This is a genomic window from Pararhodospirillum photometricum DSM 122, assembly GCF_000284415.1.
In the GTDB taxonomy this organism is placed as follows: domain Bacteria; phylum Pseudomonadota; class Alphaproteobacteria; order Rhodospirillales; family Rhodospirillaceae; genus Pararhodospirillum; species Pararhodospirillum photometricum.
The window spans coordinates 3,350,508-3,367,487 of sequence record NC_017059.1; the positions used below are offsets into that span (position 1 = coordinate 3,350,508).

Below are 16,980 nucleotides of genomic sequence, written 5' to 3' on the forward strand. Positions count from 1 at the left end.
TTCCTGCTTCTCTCATCCTGCGCGCCCCGTCGCCCCCAGGTGGCCGCGATTGGCGCGGCGCTCCAGGAAATGCAGCACCACCATGGTCACGACGGTCAGCAGCAGATACAACCCGGCGGCCGCGAGCAAAAAGGTGAAGTACTCCCGCGTTGAACGCCCAGCGGTATTGGCGGCGCGCATCAACTCCTCAAGACCAATGACCGAAACCAGGGCCGTGTCCTTGAGGGTCACCAGGAACAAGTTGCCCAGGCCCGGCAGGGCCACCCGCCACACTTGGGGCAAGATGATGCGCCGGTAGGTGAGGACCGAGCCCATGCCAAACGCCTTGGCCGCCTCCACGTGTCCTCGGGGAATGGCCATGACGGCGCCGCGAAACACCTCGCTGGCATAGGCCCCAAAAATCAGCCCGAGAGCGGCCACCCCCCCCAGATAAGGACTGAAGGAAATATCCAGGCCTAGCCCCAAGCCATCATTGAGGAGAGCCCGGGCCGCCGCCTCGGCGCCGTAATAGATGATCAGCACCACCAGCAACTCGGGCAGGCCCCGGAACAAGTCGGTGTAGGCATTGCCAATAGCCCGAGCGAGGCGACTTCCCGACAGTTTCAGGGACGCTCCGATCAGGCCCAAGATGATGCCCACAATCAACGCGCCCAGGGCCAGACGCGCCGTCATGCCTGCCCCGGCAATCAACAGGGGCCCATATCCTTGAAAATCCATGCTCGCCTCGCGCGCCCTCCCGGTCTGACTGGGCGCAGTGTGAGGGGTTTTGAGCGCGTTGGGAAGCGCTCTGCGTGAAAGAGGGGTCAGGGGAGGCCGCGCCTCCCCAACCTTTCCCTTTTTGTTTTTTTGCAGGGGGCTTGCCGCGTGGCCCCACGGCACTAAGATGCCCGCCGGCCTTTTTGTCGCGACTGGAGTAAAGACCGTATGAAAAAGGGCGCCCCCGTCGATCCGCCCCCCCAGGACATCCGCGAGACCCCGCTTTCCGAGGCCCTGTCGGAGCGCTACCTAGCGTATGCCCTTTCGACCATTGTCTCGCGGTCGTTGCCCGATGTGCGTGACGGTCTCAAGCCGGTCCATCGCCGTTTGCTCTACGCGATGCGCTTGCTCAAGCTCGACCCCGGGTCGGGCTTCAAGAAATGCGCCCGCGTTGTCGGCGATGTCATCGGTAAATATCACCCCCACGGTGATAGCGCCGTCTACGAGGCCCTGGTCCGCCTTGCCCAGGAATTTGCCGCGCGCTATCCCCTGGTCGAGGGCCAGGGCAACTTCGGCAACATCGACGGCGATAACGCCGCCGCCATGCGCTACACCGAAGCCCGCCTGACCCTGGTTGCCCAGGTCCTGATGGAGGGACTCGACGAGGATGCCGTCGATTTCCGCCCGACCTACGACGGCGAGGACGAAGAGCCCCTGGTCATGCCGGGCGCTTTTCCCAATCTGCTGGCCAATGGCTCCACCGGCATTGCCGTGGGCATGGCCACCAACATCCCGCCCCACAATGCTGCCGAGGTCTGCGACGCCGTTCTCCACCTCATCGACCATCCCGAGGCCGATACCGACGCCCTGCTGACCTACGTCAAAGGGCCCGACTTCCCCACCGGCGGCCTGCTCACCGAAAACGCCGAGACCCTACGCACCGCCTACCGTACCGGGCGCGGCGCCATGCGGGTGCGGGCCCGCTGGACCAAGGAACCCCTGTCGCACGGTCTCTATCAGATCGTGGTCACCGAGATTCCCTATCAGGTGCAAAAGGCCCGGCTCATCGAGCGCATTGCCGAGTTGATCACCTCGCGCAAGCTGCCGATTCTCGCCGACGTGCGCGACGAATCGACCGACGTGGTCCGCCTCGTTCTCGAGCCGCGCAGCCGCTCGGTCGAGCCGGAAACCCTGATGGAGCAGTTGTTCCGGCTTACCGATCTGGAAATCCGCTTCAACCTCAACATGAACGTCCTCGACGGCGACGGCGTGCCGCGCGTGATGTCCTTGAAGGAGGTTCTGGCCGCTTTCATCGCCCACCGGCTGATCGTTCTGGAGCGTCGCAGCCAGCACCGCCTGGGCAAGATCGCCCACCGCTTGGAGGTGCTGGCCGGCCAGTTGATCGCCTACCTCAACCTGGATGAGGTGATCCGCATCATCCGCGAGGAAGACGAGCCCAAGCCCGTGCTGTGCCAGCATTTCTCCCTGACCGACGTTCAGGCCGAAGCTATCCTCAACACCCGCTTGCGCTCCTTGCGCCGCCTGGAAGAAATGGAACTGCGCCGCGAGCACGAGGAACTCTCGGCCGAACAAGCCCGGCTCCAGGCCTTGCTGGCCGACGAAACCCTGCGCCGCGCCGCCATCGCCGACGAAATCCGCCACGTACGCACCACCTTCGGCCCCAAGACCGCACTGGGCGCCCGCCGCACCGGGCTCGCCGAAGCGCCGAGCGCCGTGGTCGTGCCCATCGAGGCGCTGATCGAGCGCGAGCCCATCACCATCTATTTAACCCGCATGGGCTGGCTGCGCGCCGTCAAGGGCCACCAGACCTCCACCGACGATGTGAAGGTCAAGGACGGCGACGTCCTGGTGTGGACGGTCCAGGCCCAGACCACCGACAAACTCCTGGTGTTCGACACCACCGGCCGCTTCTTCACCCTGGGCGCCGACCGGGTGCCGCGCGGTCGCGGCTTTGGCGAGCCCATCCGCCTGATGGTGGACGTGCCCGCCGATGCCGAGATCGTCGCCCTGTTCGTCCATGCCCCCGAGCGGCGCCTGATCCTGGCCAGTTCCTCGGGCCGGGGTTTTGTCGTGGAAGAGCGCGAGGTGCTGGCCCAGACCCGCGCCGGGCGTCAGGTCCTGACGCTTGGCGAGGGCGAACGCGCGGTCTTGTGCCATCCGGTCCAGGGCGACCACGTGGCTGTGGTTGGCAGCAATCGCAAGTTGCTGGTCTTCCCCCTGACCCAAATCCCCGTCATGACCCGGGGCAAGGGGGTGATCTTGCAGCGCTACAAGGAAGCCACCCTGTCCGATCTCAAGACCTTCGATCTCGCCGCCGGCCTGACGTGGCCGTCCGGCGAACGCACCCGCCACGAGACCGACCTCACCCCGTGGCTCGGCGACCGCGCCGGCCAAGGGCGCAATCCGCCGCAGGGGTTCCCGCGGAATAACCGGTTTGAGGGGGTGTAGGAGTTAAGAAAGGAAGGCTGGGGAGGCGGCGGCCTCCCCAGACCCCTCGGGGCCTAGGTGTTTCGGCCGTGTTTGGCGTGGTACATGGCCTGATCGGCGTGGGCGAGGAGGGCGGCGGCGGTGGTGGCGTCGGTGGGGAAGCGGGCGCTGCCAATCGACAGGCCGATGCGCAGCGTGTGGTCCTTGTAGGGGATCGGGGCGGCCAGGGCGGCCTGACACTTCTCGGCGATCAAGGCGAGGTCGGCGGCAAGGTCGCTTCCGGTCGTGGTGGGGGAGGGTTGAGCAGCAGGGCGAATTCATCGCCGCCGATTCGGGCCAGCAGGTCCTCGCGCCGGATCACTTGAGACAGGCGATGGGCGACCTGACGGAGCACCTCGTCGCCGGCCTCGTGACCGAAGGTGTCGTTGATCGGTTTGAAGCCATTGAGATCGATGAAGAATACCGCGACCGGGCCGCCATGGCGGCGGGCTTCGGCCAGTGCCCGCTCCAGGCTGTCGTTGAACTGTTTGCGGTTGGGGAGGCCGGTCAGGCTATCGGACAGGGCGAGGCGCTCCATCTCGGCCCGGCTGGCCAGCAGCGCACTGAGCAGGCGGTTGAAGGCGGCGGTGAGGTGGCCGACTTCGTCATTGCCCGCCACCGGCAGGCATTCGAACGGCTGCTGGCCCAGGGTCATCAGGTCGGCGTGAGCGGCGGCGCGGCGCAGGTGACGGAACTGATGGCGGGCGGCGGCGATCAGCACCAGCGACAGGATCAGGCCTGAGATCAGCGCGGTGCGCAGGGTAAATTTCTGGATTGTGTCGGCCGGCTCGAAAATCTCCTTGGTTGGGATGCGGGCGACGACAAACCAGCCGGGACTCGGCACCGAGGCGATGGCCGCAAGCTCCTGCACGCCATCGGTCCGGGTGTCGATGCCGACGCCGCGAAACCCCTGCATCGCCAAGTCATGCTGGCGATGTTGTCCCTCGGTCGGGACTGAGCGCAGTTCGCTCTCCATGTCCGAGGCGGCGAGGAAGATCCCGTCGGCGGGGGCGACCAGCGTCAGTCCACCGGTTCGCCCGACCTGGGTCCGCGCCAAGGTGTCGAGAAAGGTGGCGCCGCGCAATGGGGTGATGCCGACCAGCACCGCGTCGCTGCCGTCGAGGCCCAGCGCCATCGCCATCTCGGCGCTGCCACCGGCAAAGCCGGGCCGGGCCCGTTCCACCACGAAGGTCCCGCCACCGGCGCGGCGCAGGGTGTCGGGGCTCGCGATGGCGTTGGGAGGGCGCTCCACCGCACCGGCCCCCCTCCTTTTTGAAAAGCGTGCTTTTTCAAAAGGAGGGGGGCGGGGAGGGCCATGAACAGAAGAAAAARGGGGGTCTGGGGCATCGCCCCAGGCGGGGCCCGGGGCGGCAGCCCCGCGTTACCCGTCCCAAAGCCCCCCCTGGCTGTGATATACTCGCTCTGCGCCCCACCCAAAAGGGGAAGAAGGCTGATGACCCCCGCCAGTGCTGCCTTACATACGGCCCGGCCCCACACGCTGAAGGGGGGGACCAGTGTTGCGGTGTTTGCGCAAAGCGGCGAGATTTTTGCTGGGCCGGACAGCGCGCTCGGCTTCTATCATCGGGAAACCCGCCACCTCTCCCGCCTTGAGATCGGGATCAACGGCGCGCGCCCCCTGACGCTGGGCGCCACGGTCAGCGATGACACCACCGTACTCGTGGCCGAGATGACCAACCCCGACCTTGAGGGCCTGGGACGCGGCCAGATCCATCTCCGCAGCGCCCTGGTCCTGGAAGCGGGGGTCCTGCACGGCTGTCTGAAGGTTCAGGCCTTCAGCCCGACCCCGCAAGCGCTGGAAATCTGCCTGGAGTTTGCCGCCGACTTTGCCGACCTGTTCGAGGTCCGGGGCTTCTCCCGCCCCCGGCGCGGCCAGAACAATTCTCTAGAACAAGGTTCGTTTCACGTTACCCTGGCCTACACCGGCCTGGATGGCGAACGCCGGGCCACGCGCCTGGATTTCAGCCCGCCCCCAACCCGCCTGACCGGCGACAGTGCAACCTTTCACCTGGACTTGGCCCCGGGCGAGCGGGCCGTCCTTTCCCTGCGCGTGAGCGTTCTGCCGCCCTCGGACGCGCCCCAGAGCTTTGCCCAAGCCCTGCGCACCGCCCGGCGCCGTGTGCGACTGGAGCGGGCTCGCGGCGCCCGCGTGGAAACCTCCTGCCCCAAGGTCAACGCGGTGCTGGAGCGTGCCCTCAACGACCTCGCCGGGCTGCAAACCCCCACCCCCCACGGCTCCTATCCGGCGGCGGGCCTGCCCTGGTTCAATACCTTGTTTGGCCGCGACAGCCTGCTCACCGCGTGGTTCCTGCTCTGGCAGTCGCCCGACATCGCGCGCGGTGTCTTGCAGGTCTTGGCGGCGTGCCAAGCCACCACCTTTGAGCCCCGCACCGACGCCGAGCCCGGCAAGATCTTGCACGAGCGCCGCGACGGCGAAATGGCCGCCCTGGGCGAGGTGCCCTATGGCCGCTATTACGGCAGCGTGGACGCAACGCCGCTGTTTGTTGCGTTGGCCGGGGCCTATGTCGAGCGCACCGGCGACGGGGCGTTTGCCCGCGCCCTGTGGCCGGCGGTGGACGCGGCCTTGGCCTGGATCGATCACCACGGCGATCGCGATGGCGATGGCTTTGTCGAGTACGGGCGGCGCTGCGACGACGGCTTGGTCAACCAGGGCTGGAAGGACAGCGACGACAGTGTGTTTCACGCCGATGGCCGGCTGGCCCAAGGCCCCCTCGCGGTGTGCGAGGTGCAGGGCTATGTGTTTGCCGCCAAGCGGGCGGCGGCCGGGCTGGCCCGCACYCTTGGCGACGCAGGACGCGCCCGCCTCCTGGAAACCGAGGCCGAGACCTTGCGCCAAAAGGTCGAAGATGCGTTCTGGATCGAGTCTCTGGGCACCTACGCCCTCGCCCTGGATGGCGACAAGCGCCCCTGTTGCGTGCGCACGTCCAACGCCGGCCACCTGCTGTTCGCCGGCCTGCCCAGCCCGGAGCGCGCCGCCCGCCTTGCCCAGACCCTCATGACCGATGCCAGCTTTTCCGGCTGGGGCCTGCGGACTCTGGCGGTTGGCGAGCCCCGCTATAACCCGCTCTCCTATCATAACGGCTCGGTGTGGCCGCACGACACCGCCCTCATCGGCCTGGGGCTGGCGCGCTATGGCCACAAAGACGCGACGGTGCGCTTGCTGGAAGGGCTGATTGCCGCTGCCACGGCCTTGGAGCACCAGCGCTTGCCCGAACTGTTTTGCGGCTTCCCCCGCCGCCGGGGCACCCCGCCCGTCACCTACCCTGGCTCCTGCGTCCCGCAGGCTTGGGCCGCCGCCGCTCCCCTGGCTTTGTTGGGGGCGGCGTTGGGCCTGGGCTTTGATCCGATGGCCGGTCGGGTGAGGCTGGAGGATCCGCGCCTGCCGGCGGGGCTGACATTCGTCAGGGTGCGGGGACTGAGGGTGGGGGGAGAGGCGCACGAGGTGGGGTGGGAGCGTTGTTGAGGGGGGCAAAAGAAAAGGAAGGCCGGGGAGGCGGGCCTCCCCAGACCCCTGCGGTCCGTTGATCAGGGCTCGATGAGTTGGCCGTCTTGCATGCGGGCTCGGCGGTCGGTCAGGTGGTGGACCACCGCCAAGTTATGGCTGACCAGAACCAGGGTCAGGCCGCGTTCGTGGCGCAGGCGTTGTAACAGGTTGAGAATTTCGGCCTGGACCGACACGTCCAAGGCGCTGGTCGGTTCGTCGAGCAGGACCAGGGGCGGATCGAGCATCAAGGCGCGGGCAATGGCGACCCGCTGGCGCTGCCCCCCGGACAGTTGGTGGGGCAGACGAAACCGCACCTGGGGATCAAGGCCGACATCGGCCAAGGCTCGGCAGACCCGCGCGTCGCGCTCCCGGCCCAGGCCATGGATCAACAACGGCTCGGACAAGGCCTGATCCACGGTATGGCGGGGGTGAAGGCTGCCGTAGGGGTCTTGGAAGACCATTTGCACCCGGCGGGCCAAGGCCTTGGGGCTGAGGTCACTGGGGGCGACGCCGCCCAGGCGCACTGAACCCGACCAATCCGGCGCCAGCCCGACCAAGGCGCGCAGCACGGTGGATTTGCCGCACCCGCTGTTGCCGACCAGCCCGAAGCTTTCCCCCGGCGCCACACTGAACGACACCCCGCGCACTGTCTCGACTCGGCGGCCCGCCGTGTGATGCCAAACCCGGAGATCGCGCACCTCGATCATGGCCGTTCCTCCTCCAGGGGGSCATCACGCCACGCCGGATCGCGGGTCAGGGTGGGGAGCCAGGTCCGTGGATGGTGCGGGTCCGGTTGGGCAGCGAGCAGGCCTTGGGTGTAGGGGTGGCGGGCGTGCGAGAGTTGGCTGGCTGGCAGGGTTTCCAGGATGCGCCCAGCGTACATCACCGCCACGCGGTCGCAAAACTCGGCCACCAGGGGCAGGTCATGGGAGATGAACAGCAAGCCCATGCCGTGCTCGCGGCCCAGGGCCTCCAGCAGGGACAACACGTCGCGCTGCACGGTGGCGTCGAGGGCGCTGGTCGGCTCGTCGGCAATCAGCAGGTCGGGCCCCAGCGCCACCATCATGGCAATCATCACCCGCTGGCCCATGCCGCCCGACACCTGATGCGGCCACGACGCCATCACCCGGTCCGGGTTGTCGAGGCCGACGGCGGCCAGAGCGGCGCGGGCCTGCTCCCGGGCGGCGCGCCGGGACACGTGGGGGTCCTTCGCTTGCAGGGCCTCGATCAGTTGCAGGTCGATCCGCATGACCGGGTTCAGGCTATAGCGGGGGTCTTGGAGGATCATGGCGATGCGCCGCCCGCGTATCGTGCGCCAGCCTTTGTCCGACACGGTGGTGAGGTCCTGGCCGTCGAAGGTCAAGCGCTCGGCCCGCCAGCGCGCCGAGGCCGGGAGCAGTCCCAGCAGGGCGCGACCAGTCAGGGATTTGCCCGCCCCGCTCTCGCCGACCAGGGCCAGCCGTTCGCCGCGGTGTAGGGTTAGGGAGACGCCGCGCACGGCACTGACCGGGCCGGGGAAGTCAATCCAGAGGGTGCGAAGGTCGAGTAGGGGGGGCATGGGCTCGGGGCTTTTTTTAAGGGAAGGCTGGGGAGGCTCGCCTCCCCAGACCCCTCCGTTCCTGGGGCATGGTCAACGAGGGGTCTGGGGAGGCGAGCCTCCCCAGCCTTCCCTTCTTCCCCGAGCCAAGGCACTAGCGCTCCTCCATTCGCGGATCCAAAACATCGCGCAAGCCATCCCCCAGCAGGTTGAAGGCCAAGGCCACGACAAAAATCGCCACCCCCGGCACCGTGGCCACCCACCAGTGGTCCAGCATCACCTTGCGGCCGCTACTCACCATCGCCCCCCACTCCGGGCTGGGAGGCTGGGCGCCGAGGCCCAGGAAGCCAAGGCCGGCCGCCGCCAAAATGATCCCGGCCATATCGAGGGTCAACCGCACGATCACCGAACTCAGGCACATCGGCATGACGTGGTGGACCACCAGCCGCGCCGTTGAGGCACCGGCCAGCCGGGCGGCAACCAGATAGTCGGCCCGGCGCACGGCCAGGGTTTCAGCCCGCGCCAAGCGGGCATAGGGCGGCCATGACGTCAGCGCGATGGCGAGCACCGCGTTTTCCAAGCCGGGTCCCAGGGCGGCGACCAGGGCCAGGGCCAGGATGAGCCGGGGTAAGGCGAGAAAGATATCGGTCAGGCGCATGAGCACTGCATCCAGGCGGCCGCCAACCGTACCGGCCAGGGTGCCCACCACCAACCCGAGCGGCGCGACACTGATCGCCACCAACCCGACGATCCCCAGGGTGGGCCGCGCCCCGCACAGCAGGCGCGAGAGCATGTCGCGGCCCAGTTCGTCGGTACCCAGGGGATGGCCCGGGGTCCCGGGCGGCAGCAAACGCGCCGCTAGATCCTGGGCCGCCGGATCCTGCGGCGCCAAGGCCGGTCCCACAAAGGCCAGCAGGACCAAAACGACCAGGACGCCAAGCCCGGCCATGGCCAGCGGCTGGCGTCCCAGGCGTCGTGCGCCCCGGGCCAGCCGCCCGAGGTCGGCCTGCACGCGGGAGGTGGGGGGATCGGTAAACAGCCAAGCGCGCGGTGGGCTCATTCGAGACGGGTCCGGGGATCAAGCCAGCGATAGAGCGCATCGGACAGCCTATTGAGCCCGATAAACACCACGCCGACCACCAAGGTCCCGCCCAACACCGCATTCATGTCGGCGTTCAACAGGGAATTGGTGATGTAAAAGCCAAGGCCGGGCCAGGAAAACACGATTTCGGTCAACACCGAGCCCTCCAGCAAGGAGGCATAGGACAGAGCAATCACCGTAACCAGGGGCACGGCGGCGTTGCCCAGGGCGTGCCGCCACACCACCCGGGCCTCGGACAGACCCTTGAGCCGAGCGGTCAAGATATACTCCTGGCGCAGTTGCTCCAGCATCAGACTGCGGGTCATGCGGCACAGCGAGGCCATGCTGAACAGGCCGAGAATGCCGGCGGGCAGGACCAAGTGGGCCAGGGCATTGCGCGCCACCTCGGGCTCGCCGGCCAGCAGGGCATCCAGCACCAACACGCCGGTGCGCGGAGCCACCAAGCCTTCGTAGAGCACATCAAGCCGCCCCGGCCCCGGCACCCAGTCGAGCCGGGCATAAAACACCGCCAAGCCCATCAGGCCCAGCCAGAACACCGGCACGGAATAGCCCAGCAAGCCGAACAACCGCAGCCCCTGGTCGATCCAGCGCCCCTGGTGCCACGCGGCAAGGACCCCGGCTGGGACCCCCAGCCCCACCCCCAGCGCCAGGGCCACGCTTGCCAGTTCCAAGGTGGCGGGAAACACCCGCGCCACGTCTTCCAGCACCGGCCGCCCGGTCAGGATCGAGGTCCCCAAGTCGCCCTGGAACACCGCCGCCCCATAGCTCAGAAACTGACGCCACAGCGGTTGGTCGAAGCCCCACTGGGCCCGGGCCGCCGCCAGAATCTCGCCCCCGGCCCGGTCGCCGACCAGGGTCAGGGCGGGATCGACCGGCACCACCCGGCCAATAACGAACGTCACCGCCAGCAAGCCAAGCAGCGTGACCAGGATCGAGGCCAGCCCCCGCGCCGCGCCGTGGATCCGTCCGCGTCCTGGGGTCACGATCCGCCCTTGATCAAGCCACGGTAGTAGACCACATCGAAGTTCGGCCCGACCGCAAAGCCCCGCACCCCGGCCCGCTCGGCAATCACCGCGATGTCCTGGAACATGATGACATAGGGGGAGTCGGCCAGAACCGCGCGCTGTAAGTCCTGATAGCGCTGGCGCCGCGCCTCGGGATCGGGCTCGGCCAGGGCGGCTTCGGTGCGCGCGGTCAATTCGGGAATCACCCAACTGTTGCGCCACGCCAGCAAGGTGGTGGGGCTGCTGTCGCTGTTGTCGGGGTTCCAGACAAAGCCCTGGGCGTTGCCGTGGGGGTCGAGGTAATCGGGGGCCCAGCGGCCGATATAGATATCGTGCTGACGGGCGCGATAGCGGGTGAGAGTCTGCTTGTTATCGCCGGGCCGGATTTCCAAACGAATGCCCACCTGCGCCCAGGTTGCTTGCAACACCTGGGCAATATCGGCGGTGGGCGACGTGTTGCGCACCTCCATGCTCACGGGAAACCCCTGAGCAAGGCCGGCCTGGGCCAGCAGGGCGCGGGCCTTGTCCAGGTCCAGGTGATAGGGAGTCTCGTCAAGCGCCCCGGGGAAGCCCTCGGGCAGGAAGGTTTGGTGCGGCTTTTTCGAGCCCTGGAGAATAGCGCGCTCGATGCCGTCGTAATCCACCAGCCAGCGCAGGGCCTCGCGCACCTCGGGCTTGGCCAAATACGGGTTTTTCTGGTTGAGACCGAGGTAATAGAGGGCGCTCTGGGGCACGCGGCGCAGGCTCACCCCCTCGGTGCGGGCCAGGGCCGCTTGGTCGTCGGGCGACAGGTTGCGGGCAATGTCGGCATCGCCCTTTTCCAGCATCAGGCGTTGCGCCCCGCTCTCCGGCACATGGCGCAAGGCGATGCGCTTCATGGCCGGCGCCCCTTGCCAGTAGCCGTCAAAGCGCTGGAGCAAAACCATCTCGTTGGGCCGCCACACCCCGAGCATGAATGGCCCCGAGCCGGCGGTGTGGGTCTTGAGCCAGCCGTTGCCAAGATCGCCGTTTTCCTCGTGGGTCAGGATGGTTTGCCGGTCAAGCACCGAGCTGACCCAAGAGCCCAAGCCGTTCAACACAAAGCTGGGGGCAAAGCGGCGGTCGGTCTCCAGCACCAGGGTTCGGTCATCAAGGGCCCGCACCTTATCGGCCACCGTGTCGGGGGTCAGGCCGAACTGGGTGAGGATAAACGCTGGCCCCTTGTTCAGCCGAACAACACGGTGCAGCGACCATGCCACGTCGGCGGCAGTGACCGGGGTGCCCGAGTGAAAGCGCACGCCATCACGGATGTGAAAGGTAAAGGTGCGGCCATCGGCGCTGATCTCCCAGCGCTCGGCAATGCCGCCCCGGATCTCCTCGGGATTGTCGATGTTGTAATAGACCAGCCGGTCATAGACGTTGGCCGCGATTTCGGCGCCAGAGAACTCGTAGGCCTCGGCCGGATCCAGGCTCATCAGTTCATCGAGCTGCCAAGCGATGACCGCCATGTCGGGCGGGGTACGCGCCTCGACCGCCTGCCCCCCTCCCCCCAGTCCAACCATCAAACCGGCACAGAGCACCAAGCAACGCAAACCGCCGACACGGATCATCAGGCTCTCCCCGGGCGCACGACCAGTCCCTTCATCCCTCCGGGAAGGTGAAGCTTCCGTGCCGGGGCGGCAACTGGTTTGTCACAGGAAAGGGAGGGAACTGCTCCGGCAAGAAACCCGCAAAAGCTGTAGACATAGAGGGATCTTCGTTCAGCAACACCCCCATGGGGACAGCTCGCCCCCTCAACTCCTCGGCAGCCTGAGAAGTGGAAGAGGCCTCTCTAAGGACCAACAGACCTCTACGAACCCAGTATTGCGCCTGCTCCTTGTCCATTCGATTCCAATGAAAATCGGCCAAACTCCCCATGGCTTCCAGCGTCTTCTGGTCTGAGGGGCCGTACTTTGCTAGGCACACCTCAAAAACCTCTTCCAAGAGGTCTTTAGTATTTTTATAGTCTTTATCATTTTCATAATCTTTACCAGAAATTAAACTCGTGATTTCACGACTCATCTGAGCAAGAGTGTCCGCATCAGCTCTCTCTGAACTCTCCCTGTGATCCCCCTCCCTGATTTCTTTGGGAGCCGGAAGATTTTCCCCCCGAGACTGGAGGTCCTCTGCTTGGTCGCCTGGACTGGAGATCACGGCCGGCTCAACAAGATCCCACTCCAAATCGGCGTCGATCAGGCGGGCAAGTCGAGCATAAGCCGCGCTCAAGGATCCAGGGTCATTGAGCTCGGAGGGACGCTCGTGGACAGAAAGCTTTTCACCAAAACTCCAACGGGCCACATAGGGCAGGTAAAGACCATCGAGAACTTTTTTTGCCTTGCCGCTCTCCCACAACCACCCCCGAAAGAGTTCTTCGATTTCTCCTGCAATTTTTATCCTCCACTCCTCGGATTGATCTCCCTCAGCTCGACGATCATCCCGACTGAGGAGTGGCAGCGCTCGAAGAAACCGACGGTCCTCGGGCAGTTTTTCTTGAGCCGACCGCGCCCGGCGGATCACCTCCGCACACCCCAGAACGCTCTGTTTGTTGGCCGTAAAGATTGCAACCAGGATATCCGGGAAGATGATCGTGCAAATGCCGCCGACATCGGAAATCCCCGTCCGACTATCAATCAAAATAAAATCATAGCTTTCCAACCATTCCTGCCTCATTCTGAGAAGAGACTGACCAAAACTTATCTCTTCATCATCAAAAAGAACATCATAATTCAAAGATTGAACCAGTTTAATATAGTCATTTGTTTCTCTACCCGCCGAAATGAAGTGAAGAAAACCTTCACCTTTTACGTTAACGGGAACATCTATAGAAATTAAACAGTCTCTCCAACAAGTCTCTTTCCTATCCCGGAAAGAACACAGGAGATCAACGACTCCAGGTCGATATTTTCGCTCAAAATCTTTCTTGAGGCCCGCCCAATAGTGCTCAAGCCCAGGAGCTTCCAGATCGAAATCAACGGTCAAGACCTTCCGGCCCCAACAAGCCAGCAAAAACGCCACATTGGCCAACGCCATTGAGCGCCCCACGCCCCCTTTATACGAATAAAAAGTCAGTACCATTCCCATCTACTCGCCCCTCTCCCTTTACAGCTTAAAAGGAAATTCCTCTGGAGTTGTATTAAGGAGAGGACAATAGAGCGGATTTACCCAACTCCCCACCGCACTCAACGGTTCTATTCCGTCGACCAGAGCAGAAATACGTTCAGCAAGACAGTCTACATCCTTTTGAAAGTCTATATATGTTTCATGTTTGCTCCAGCTTTCGTGGGAATGTCGATATTCTCTAAAATCATAGCATACTCTGCCATTCGGCCCGGAAACCAACGGATTTGCAATACAATCCTGCCACCTGATGGGAAAAATCCTTTTAAGCGTGTAATTTTTCCCGTCCTTACTCAAATTGATATCACCGTTTGAAAGATCCCTCGCCTCGAACGTCCTCCACTCAACGGAACACCACGGCGATCTAAAATAAGCATCACCACAAATTGAAACAAGACATCTTGAGTGATACAAGCACTCCAACAGTGCATTACTTGGGACTAAACCAACCTCAACGTCATAGTCAACGAATATTTTTGCCTCTTCCCCCATCACGTCAGTTAGTCGTGATTTTAATTCTTTATAAAAATGCGTCCTCAACCAACCATGCAAAAGATCTCCCCGCTTATAACTTATAAAAGCATGATAAACATAATCTTCTCTTATTCTAAACGGAGGTTTATTTTGATCACTCATTGTCCCCTCTCAAGACAAAGAACCAAACCCATGGCAGCTTAAAGCACTCCCCATAATCGGTTATCGTAAAAATAATATTTTGTCAAATTGATTATCTAAAGTTGCGCACTCTACTTTCGCCTTCCCTTGACGAGACTCACGGAGCCGAGCTTCTCTTCCTCAGAAACAAGGGATCTAGGAGACGAGCCCCCTTCCCATCAGCACACTCACGGACGATACACGCCCCCCAACACCTTTCCCCGACGCCTTCCTCCCAGCAACACGTGATCGACAAGGGCTTATGACAGTGGACATTCCGCGGATCTTCACGGTGAGCGAAAGCGCTCATCGCATCCACAACCCCCTGACCGCAGAGCAACTGGCCACCCTGGGCACGGCGCTGCGGATGGCACCGGGAACGCGCGTGCTCGACTTGGCCAGCGGGTCGGGGGAGATGCTGTGCACGTGGGCCCGCGACCATGACATTCGCGGCACCGGGATCGACCTGAGCCCGCTGTTCACCGAGCAGGCGCAACAGCGGGCGCGGGAGCTGGGCGTCGCCGACAAAGTCACCTTCCACCATGCCGATGCGGCCGGTTACGTCGCCGAGGAAAAGGTCGAGGTGGCGGCCTGCGTTGGCGCCACGTGGATCGGCGGCGGGGTCGAGGGCACCGTGGCGCTGTTGTCGCAAAGCCTGCGCCCGGGCGGCCTCTTGCTCATCGGCGAACCCTACTGGCGGCATCTGCCCCCCAGCGACGCGATCGCCCAGGGCTGCCGCGCCTCGTCCCTCGCCGATTTTCTTGTGCTGCCCGACCTTATCGCGTCGTTCGGCCGCCTCAACTACGATGTGGTGGAAATGGTCCTGGCCAGCCCGGAAAGCTGGGACCGCTACGAAGCCACCAAATGGCTGACGATGCGCCGCTGGCTCGACGCCCATCCCACCGACACCTTCGCCCCCGAAGTCCGCGCCGAACTTACCTCGTCCCCCGAACGCTACACCCGCTACGGCCGAGACTATCTGGGCTGGGGCGTCTTCGTCCTCATGGCACGCTGAGAGCCCAGGGCGGGAAGCTTCTTACAACTTCCCGCCCCCATACCCTCAGGACTTGCCGCGAAAGCTGAGATCATTCGTGTGAATGAATTCGCCTGCGCGGCGTCAAGTTTACCGACCACAAGGTGCCGGGACCGCCTGCCCTCGGCATGATCGCCGATGCCTCGCCGGCCGGCCAGCCTACATCCGTTCATCAAGGCCAATGTTACCGAAAGCGCCCCTCTGATCGACACCATGACCCCATGTCGCCCCCCCTGGGTTCACCGCGTCATCTCCACCCTCAAGACCTGGAGACTCGGCGTCTACCATGGTCTCGTCGCCAGCACCTCCAATTCTTCCTCTACAAATTTGCCTTCCACTTCAACCGACGCAAAACCGCACATACCGCGTTCCGCACCCTGCTGGGTAGACCTCGCACTTCACACCATCCCCTATAAGGGGTTGATCACGCCGGCAGTAAAGGAATAAGCACGCACAGCGTGCTTTGGATAATCTTTCCGGTTGATTTTTTTCCGAAAAAATTGTAAACGTGGATAATGAATCAAATTTAGTACTTAGCTAAGTTCGACGGACACATCTCGGATCTCGAGACCAACGTCACTTTTGGAACGGACCCTGAAAGAGAGACACCGATGTCAACACTCGCAACACTATTGGGAAAAACAAAAAGTTTCATAAAAAAAATTGCGATTAAAATGCGAGTACTTCTGTCTATTTGTTACAATTTTTTTGTCAATCAGAACACCGCCTATAAATTTTTTGAAGCAATAGGTCTTTTTATTGGTATTTTTCTTGGATGCAAAGAGTTATATAATTATTTTAGTCTGCAACCAGACTATCGAACCATGATTTTTAATGCCAGAAATTCTAATAACATTGATAAAATTAAAAATATTGTGAACCTCACTAAGGATGATCCAAAATATCATGACGCGTTTTTGATTTCTAGCGCTATAGCAAGCATCATGCGCCCAACAGAAGGGTATCAGGACCCGATTTACTATCTTAGCAACATCCAGATTGACAGCAACTTATTCTTAGATTCATTGGATCTTGCGATTTACCACCTTCAGGGCGGCAATCAATGCAATTCGAACAACGTAATTCCCTTTATAAAATATCTATCAGAAAAAGGCGCTAGAGGACCTAAGCTTTTAGTGGCAAAATTCATTGATAGCAATATCAACCGTATAAATTACCCAATTGGAGACAGAAGAAGACTTCCCGGCGCAGAAAACGTAGCTGTTACATACTGCATTCATAAGCCAAATTACTCCACGCCTGGGCCCAAGGGGGCAACGGCGGCGTGGGGACCGGTAAAGGGCGGTACGGGCCACGACCTACGGGCCGGCGGGATCKSACCCCACCCCGGCCGACGAAGGCACCGCGCACCATGGCATAACAGACCAGCGCGCCCTCGGACTCCACGCGGTGGTCGATATACACCCACTTGTCGTCCCAGGAGAGCATGCGGCTCTTGAGGACAAAGCGCTGGAACGGGCGCAGGGGCCGACGAAACTGGACAATGCAGCCCCCCAGCACCGGCGACCAGCGTTCCTTGACCACGGCGCGCCACAGGCCGGAACGGATAATCAGATCCAGCCGACCCAGATCCATCAAGGCAAGATAGCGGGCGTTATTCATGTGAATGTTGATGTCAAGGTCGGTGGGCACGACCCGGAAATCCAGCACACTTTCCTCGGTAAGGACCAGCCGCGGACGGCGCAGACTGGCCAGGATCACCCGGAGCAACCGAAGCCAGAGGTTCATGGGCCTTCTCCTCCTGAAGAGGGATTTTAAGGGAATGGAGGGGTCTGGGGAGGCTCGCCT

General features: G+C 63.0%; 14 protein-coding genes and 1 pseudogene. 4 read left to right on the plus strand and 11 right to left on the minus strand.

The genetic code is table 11. The annotated features are described in order from the left end of the window. Positions 1-12: 12 nt before the first annotated feature. Positions 13-717 carry an ABC transporter permease gene (locus tag RSPPHO_RS14950; protein ID WP_041795754.1) on the minus strand — a complete coding sequence of 235 codons (705 nt, stop codon included), beginning with the start codon at positions 715-717 and terminating at the stop codon, positions 13-15. A 207-nt stretch (positions 718-924) separates the two neighbouring features. Here RSPPHO_RS14950 and parC point away from each other — a divergent pair, with 207 nt between their 5' ends. Then, positions 925-3,165, plus strand: coding sequence for a DNA topoisomerase IV subunit A (parC, locus tag RSPPHO_RS14955; protein ID WP_014416056.1), 2,241 nt, complete (start codon positions 925-927; stop codon positions 3,163-3,165). A 53-nt stretch (positions 3,166-3,218) separates the two neighbouring features. Here parC and RSPPHO_RS21590 read toward each other — a convergent pair whose 3' ends face one another. Next, on the minus strand, positions 3,219-3,398 hold the full coding sequence (locus tag RSPPHO_RS21590) for a diguanylate cyclase domain-containing protein (RefSeq protein WP_014416057.1): 180 nt from the start codon (positions 3,396-3,398) through the stop codon (positions 3,219-3,221). Continuing rightward, on the minus strand, positions 3,395-4,435 hold the full coding sequence (locus RSPPHO_RS21595) for a diguanylate cyclase domain-containing protein (protein WP_014416058.1): 1,041 nt from the start codon (positions 4,433-4,435) through the stop codon (positions 3,395-3,397). Before RSPPHO_RS21595 ends, RSPPHO_RS21590 begins: the two co-directional genes overlap by 4 nt. 201 nt (positions 4,436-4,636) lie before the next feature. Here RSPPHO_RS21595 and RSPPHO_RS14965 point away from each other — a divergent pair, with 201 nt between their 5' ends. After that, positions 4,637-6,685, plus strand: coding sequence for an amylo-alpha-1,6-glucosidase (locus RSPPHO_RS14965; RefSeq protein WP_277905232.1), 2,049 nt, complete (start codon positions 4,637-4,639; stop codon positions 6,683-6,685). A gap of 62 nt (positions 6,686-6,747) precedes the next feature. Here RSPPHO_RS14965 and RSPPHO_RS14970 read toward each other — a convergent pair whose 3' ends face one another. The 7 genes from RSPPHO_RS14970 to RSPPHO_RS20235 all read right to left on the minus strand — a co-directional run bounded on the left by RSPPHO_RS14970 (position 6,748) and on the right by RSPPHO_RS20235 (position 14,120). Next, positions 6,748-7,413, minus strand: a complete 666-nt coding sequence (locus RSPPHO_RS14970; protein ID WP_014416060.1) for an ABC transporter ATP-binding protein — start codon at positions 7,411-7,413, stop codon at positions 6,748-6,750. Then, positions 7,410-8,264 carry an ABC transporter ATP-binding protein gene (locus RSPPHO_RS14975; protein WP_014416061.1) on the minus strand — a complete coding sequence of 285 codons (855 nt, stop codon included), beginning with the start codon at positions 8,262-8,264 and terminating at the stop codon, positions 7,410-7,412. Before RSPPHO_RS14975 ends, RSPPHO_RS14970 begins: the two co-directional genes overlap by 4 nt. Before the next feature lie 133 nt (positions 8,265-8,397). Continuing rightward, on the minus strand, positions 8,398-9,303 hold the full coding sequence (locus RSPPHO_RS14980) for an ABC transporter permease (protein ID WP_014416062.1): 906 nt from the start codon (positions 9,301-9,303) through the stop codon (positions 8,398-8,400). After that, positions 9,300-10,328: an ABC transporter permease gene (locus RSPPHO_RS14985; protein WP_197535617.1), complete on the minus strand. Its 1,029-nt coding sequence runs from the start codon at positions 10,326-10,328 to the stop codon at positions 9,300-9,302. The genes RSPPHO_RS14980 and RSPPHO_RS14985 overlap by 4 nt, the downstream gene beginning before the upstream one ends. Next, the gene (locus RSPPHO_RS19375) at positions 10,325-11,938 is read right to left on the minus strand and encodes an ABC transporter substrate-binding protein (protein WP_014416064.1); all 1,614 of its coding nucleotides are present in this window, start codon (positions 11,936-11,938) and stop codon (positions 10,325-10,327) included. The genes RSPPHO_RS14985 and RSPPHO_RS19375 overlap by 4 nt, the downstream gene beginning before the upstream one ends. A 31-nt stretch (positions 11,939-11,969) precedes the next feature. Continuing rightward, on the minus strand, positions 11,970-13,448 hold the full coding sequence (locus tag RSPPHO_RS18160; RefSeq protein ID WP_081581808.1) for a tyrosine-protein kinase family protein: 1,479 nt from the start codon (positions 13,446-13,448) through the stop codon (positions 11,970-11,972). An 18-nt stretch (positions 13,449-13,466) separates the two neighbouring features. After that, positions 13,467-14,120 (minus strand): toll/interleukin-1 receptor domain-containing protein, encoded by a 654-nt coding sequence (locus tag RSPPHO_RS20235; protein ID WP_157879266.1) that lies wholly within the window; start codon positions 14,118-14,120, stop codon positions 13,467-13,469. A gap of 286 nt (positions 14,121-14,406) precedes the next feature. Between RSPPHO_RS20235 and RSPPHO_RS15000 the strand changes: the two genes are divergently transcribed. Then, positions 14,407-15,153 carry an SAM-dependent methyltransferase gene (locus RSPPHO_RS15000; RefSeq protein ID WP_041797636.1) on the plus strand — a complete coding sequence of 249 codons (747 nt, stop codon included), beginning with the start codon at positions 14,407-14,409 and terminating at the stop codon, positions 15,151-15,153. A 249-nt stretch (positions 15,154-15,402) separates the two neighbouring features. Continuing rightward, positions 15,403-15,618: pseudogene (locus RSPPHO_RS19380) on the plus strand (IS1595 family transposase); the annotation flags it as partial. Between the two features lie 777 nt (positions 15,619-16,395). On the opposite strand, the gene RSPPHO_RS15005 reads toward RSPPHO_RS19380, so the two are convergent. Beyond that, positions 16,396-16,920 (minus strand): thioesterase family protein, encoded by a 525-nt coding sequence (locus RSPPHO_RS15005; RefSeq protein ID WP_041795761.1) that lies wholly within the window; start codon positions 16,918-16,920, stop codon positions 16,396-16,398. Positions 16,921-16,980: the final 60 nt, after the last annotated feature.

Bases quoted from the DNA above. Each gene is read 5' to 3' on its own strand.
- RSPPHO_RS14980 (WP_014416062.1), bottom strand. From the start codon at position 9,303: ATGAGCCCACCGCGCGCTTGGCTGTTTACCGATCCCCCCACCTCCCGC.
- RSPPHO_RS14970 (WP_014416060.1), bottom strand. From the start codon at position 7,413: ATGATCGAGGTGCGCGATCTCCGGGTTTGGCATCACACGGCGGGCCGC.
- RSPPHO_RS18160 (WP_081581808.1), bottom strand. From the start codon at position 13,448: ATGGGAATGGTACTGACTTTTTATTCGTATAAAGGGGGCGTGGGGCGC.
- RSPPHO_RS19375 (WP_014416064.1), bottom strand. From the start codon at position 11,938: ATGATCCGTGTCGGCGGTTTGCGTTGCTTGGTGCTCTGTGCCGGTTTG.
- RSPPHO_RS20235 (WP_157879266.1), bottom strand. From the start codon at position 14,120: ATGAGTGATCAAAATAAACCTCCGTTTAGAATAAGAGAAGATTATGTT.
- RSPPHO_RS14950 (WP_041795754.1), bottom strand. From the start codon at position 717: ATGGATTTTCAAGGATATGGGCCCCTGTTGATTGCCGGGGCAGGCATG.
- parC (WP_014416056.1), top strand. From the start codon at position 925: ATGAAAAAGGGCGCCCCCGTCGATCCGCCCCCCCAGGACATCCGCGAG.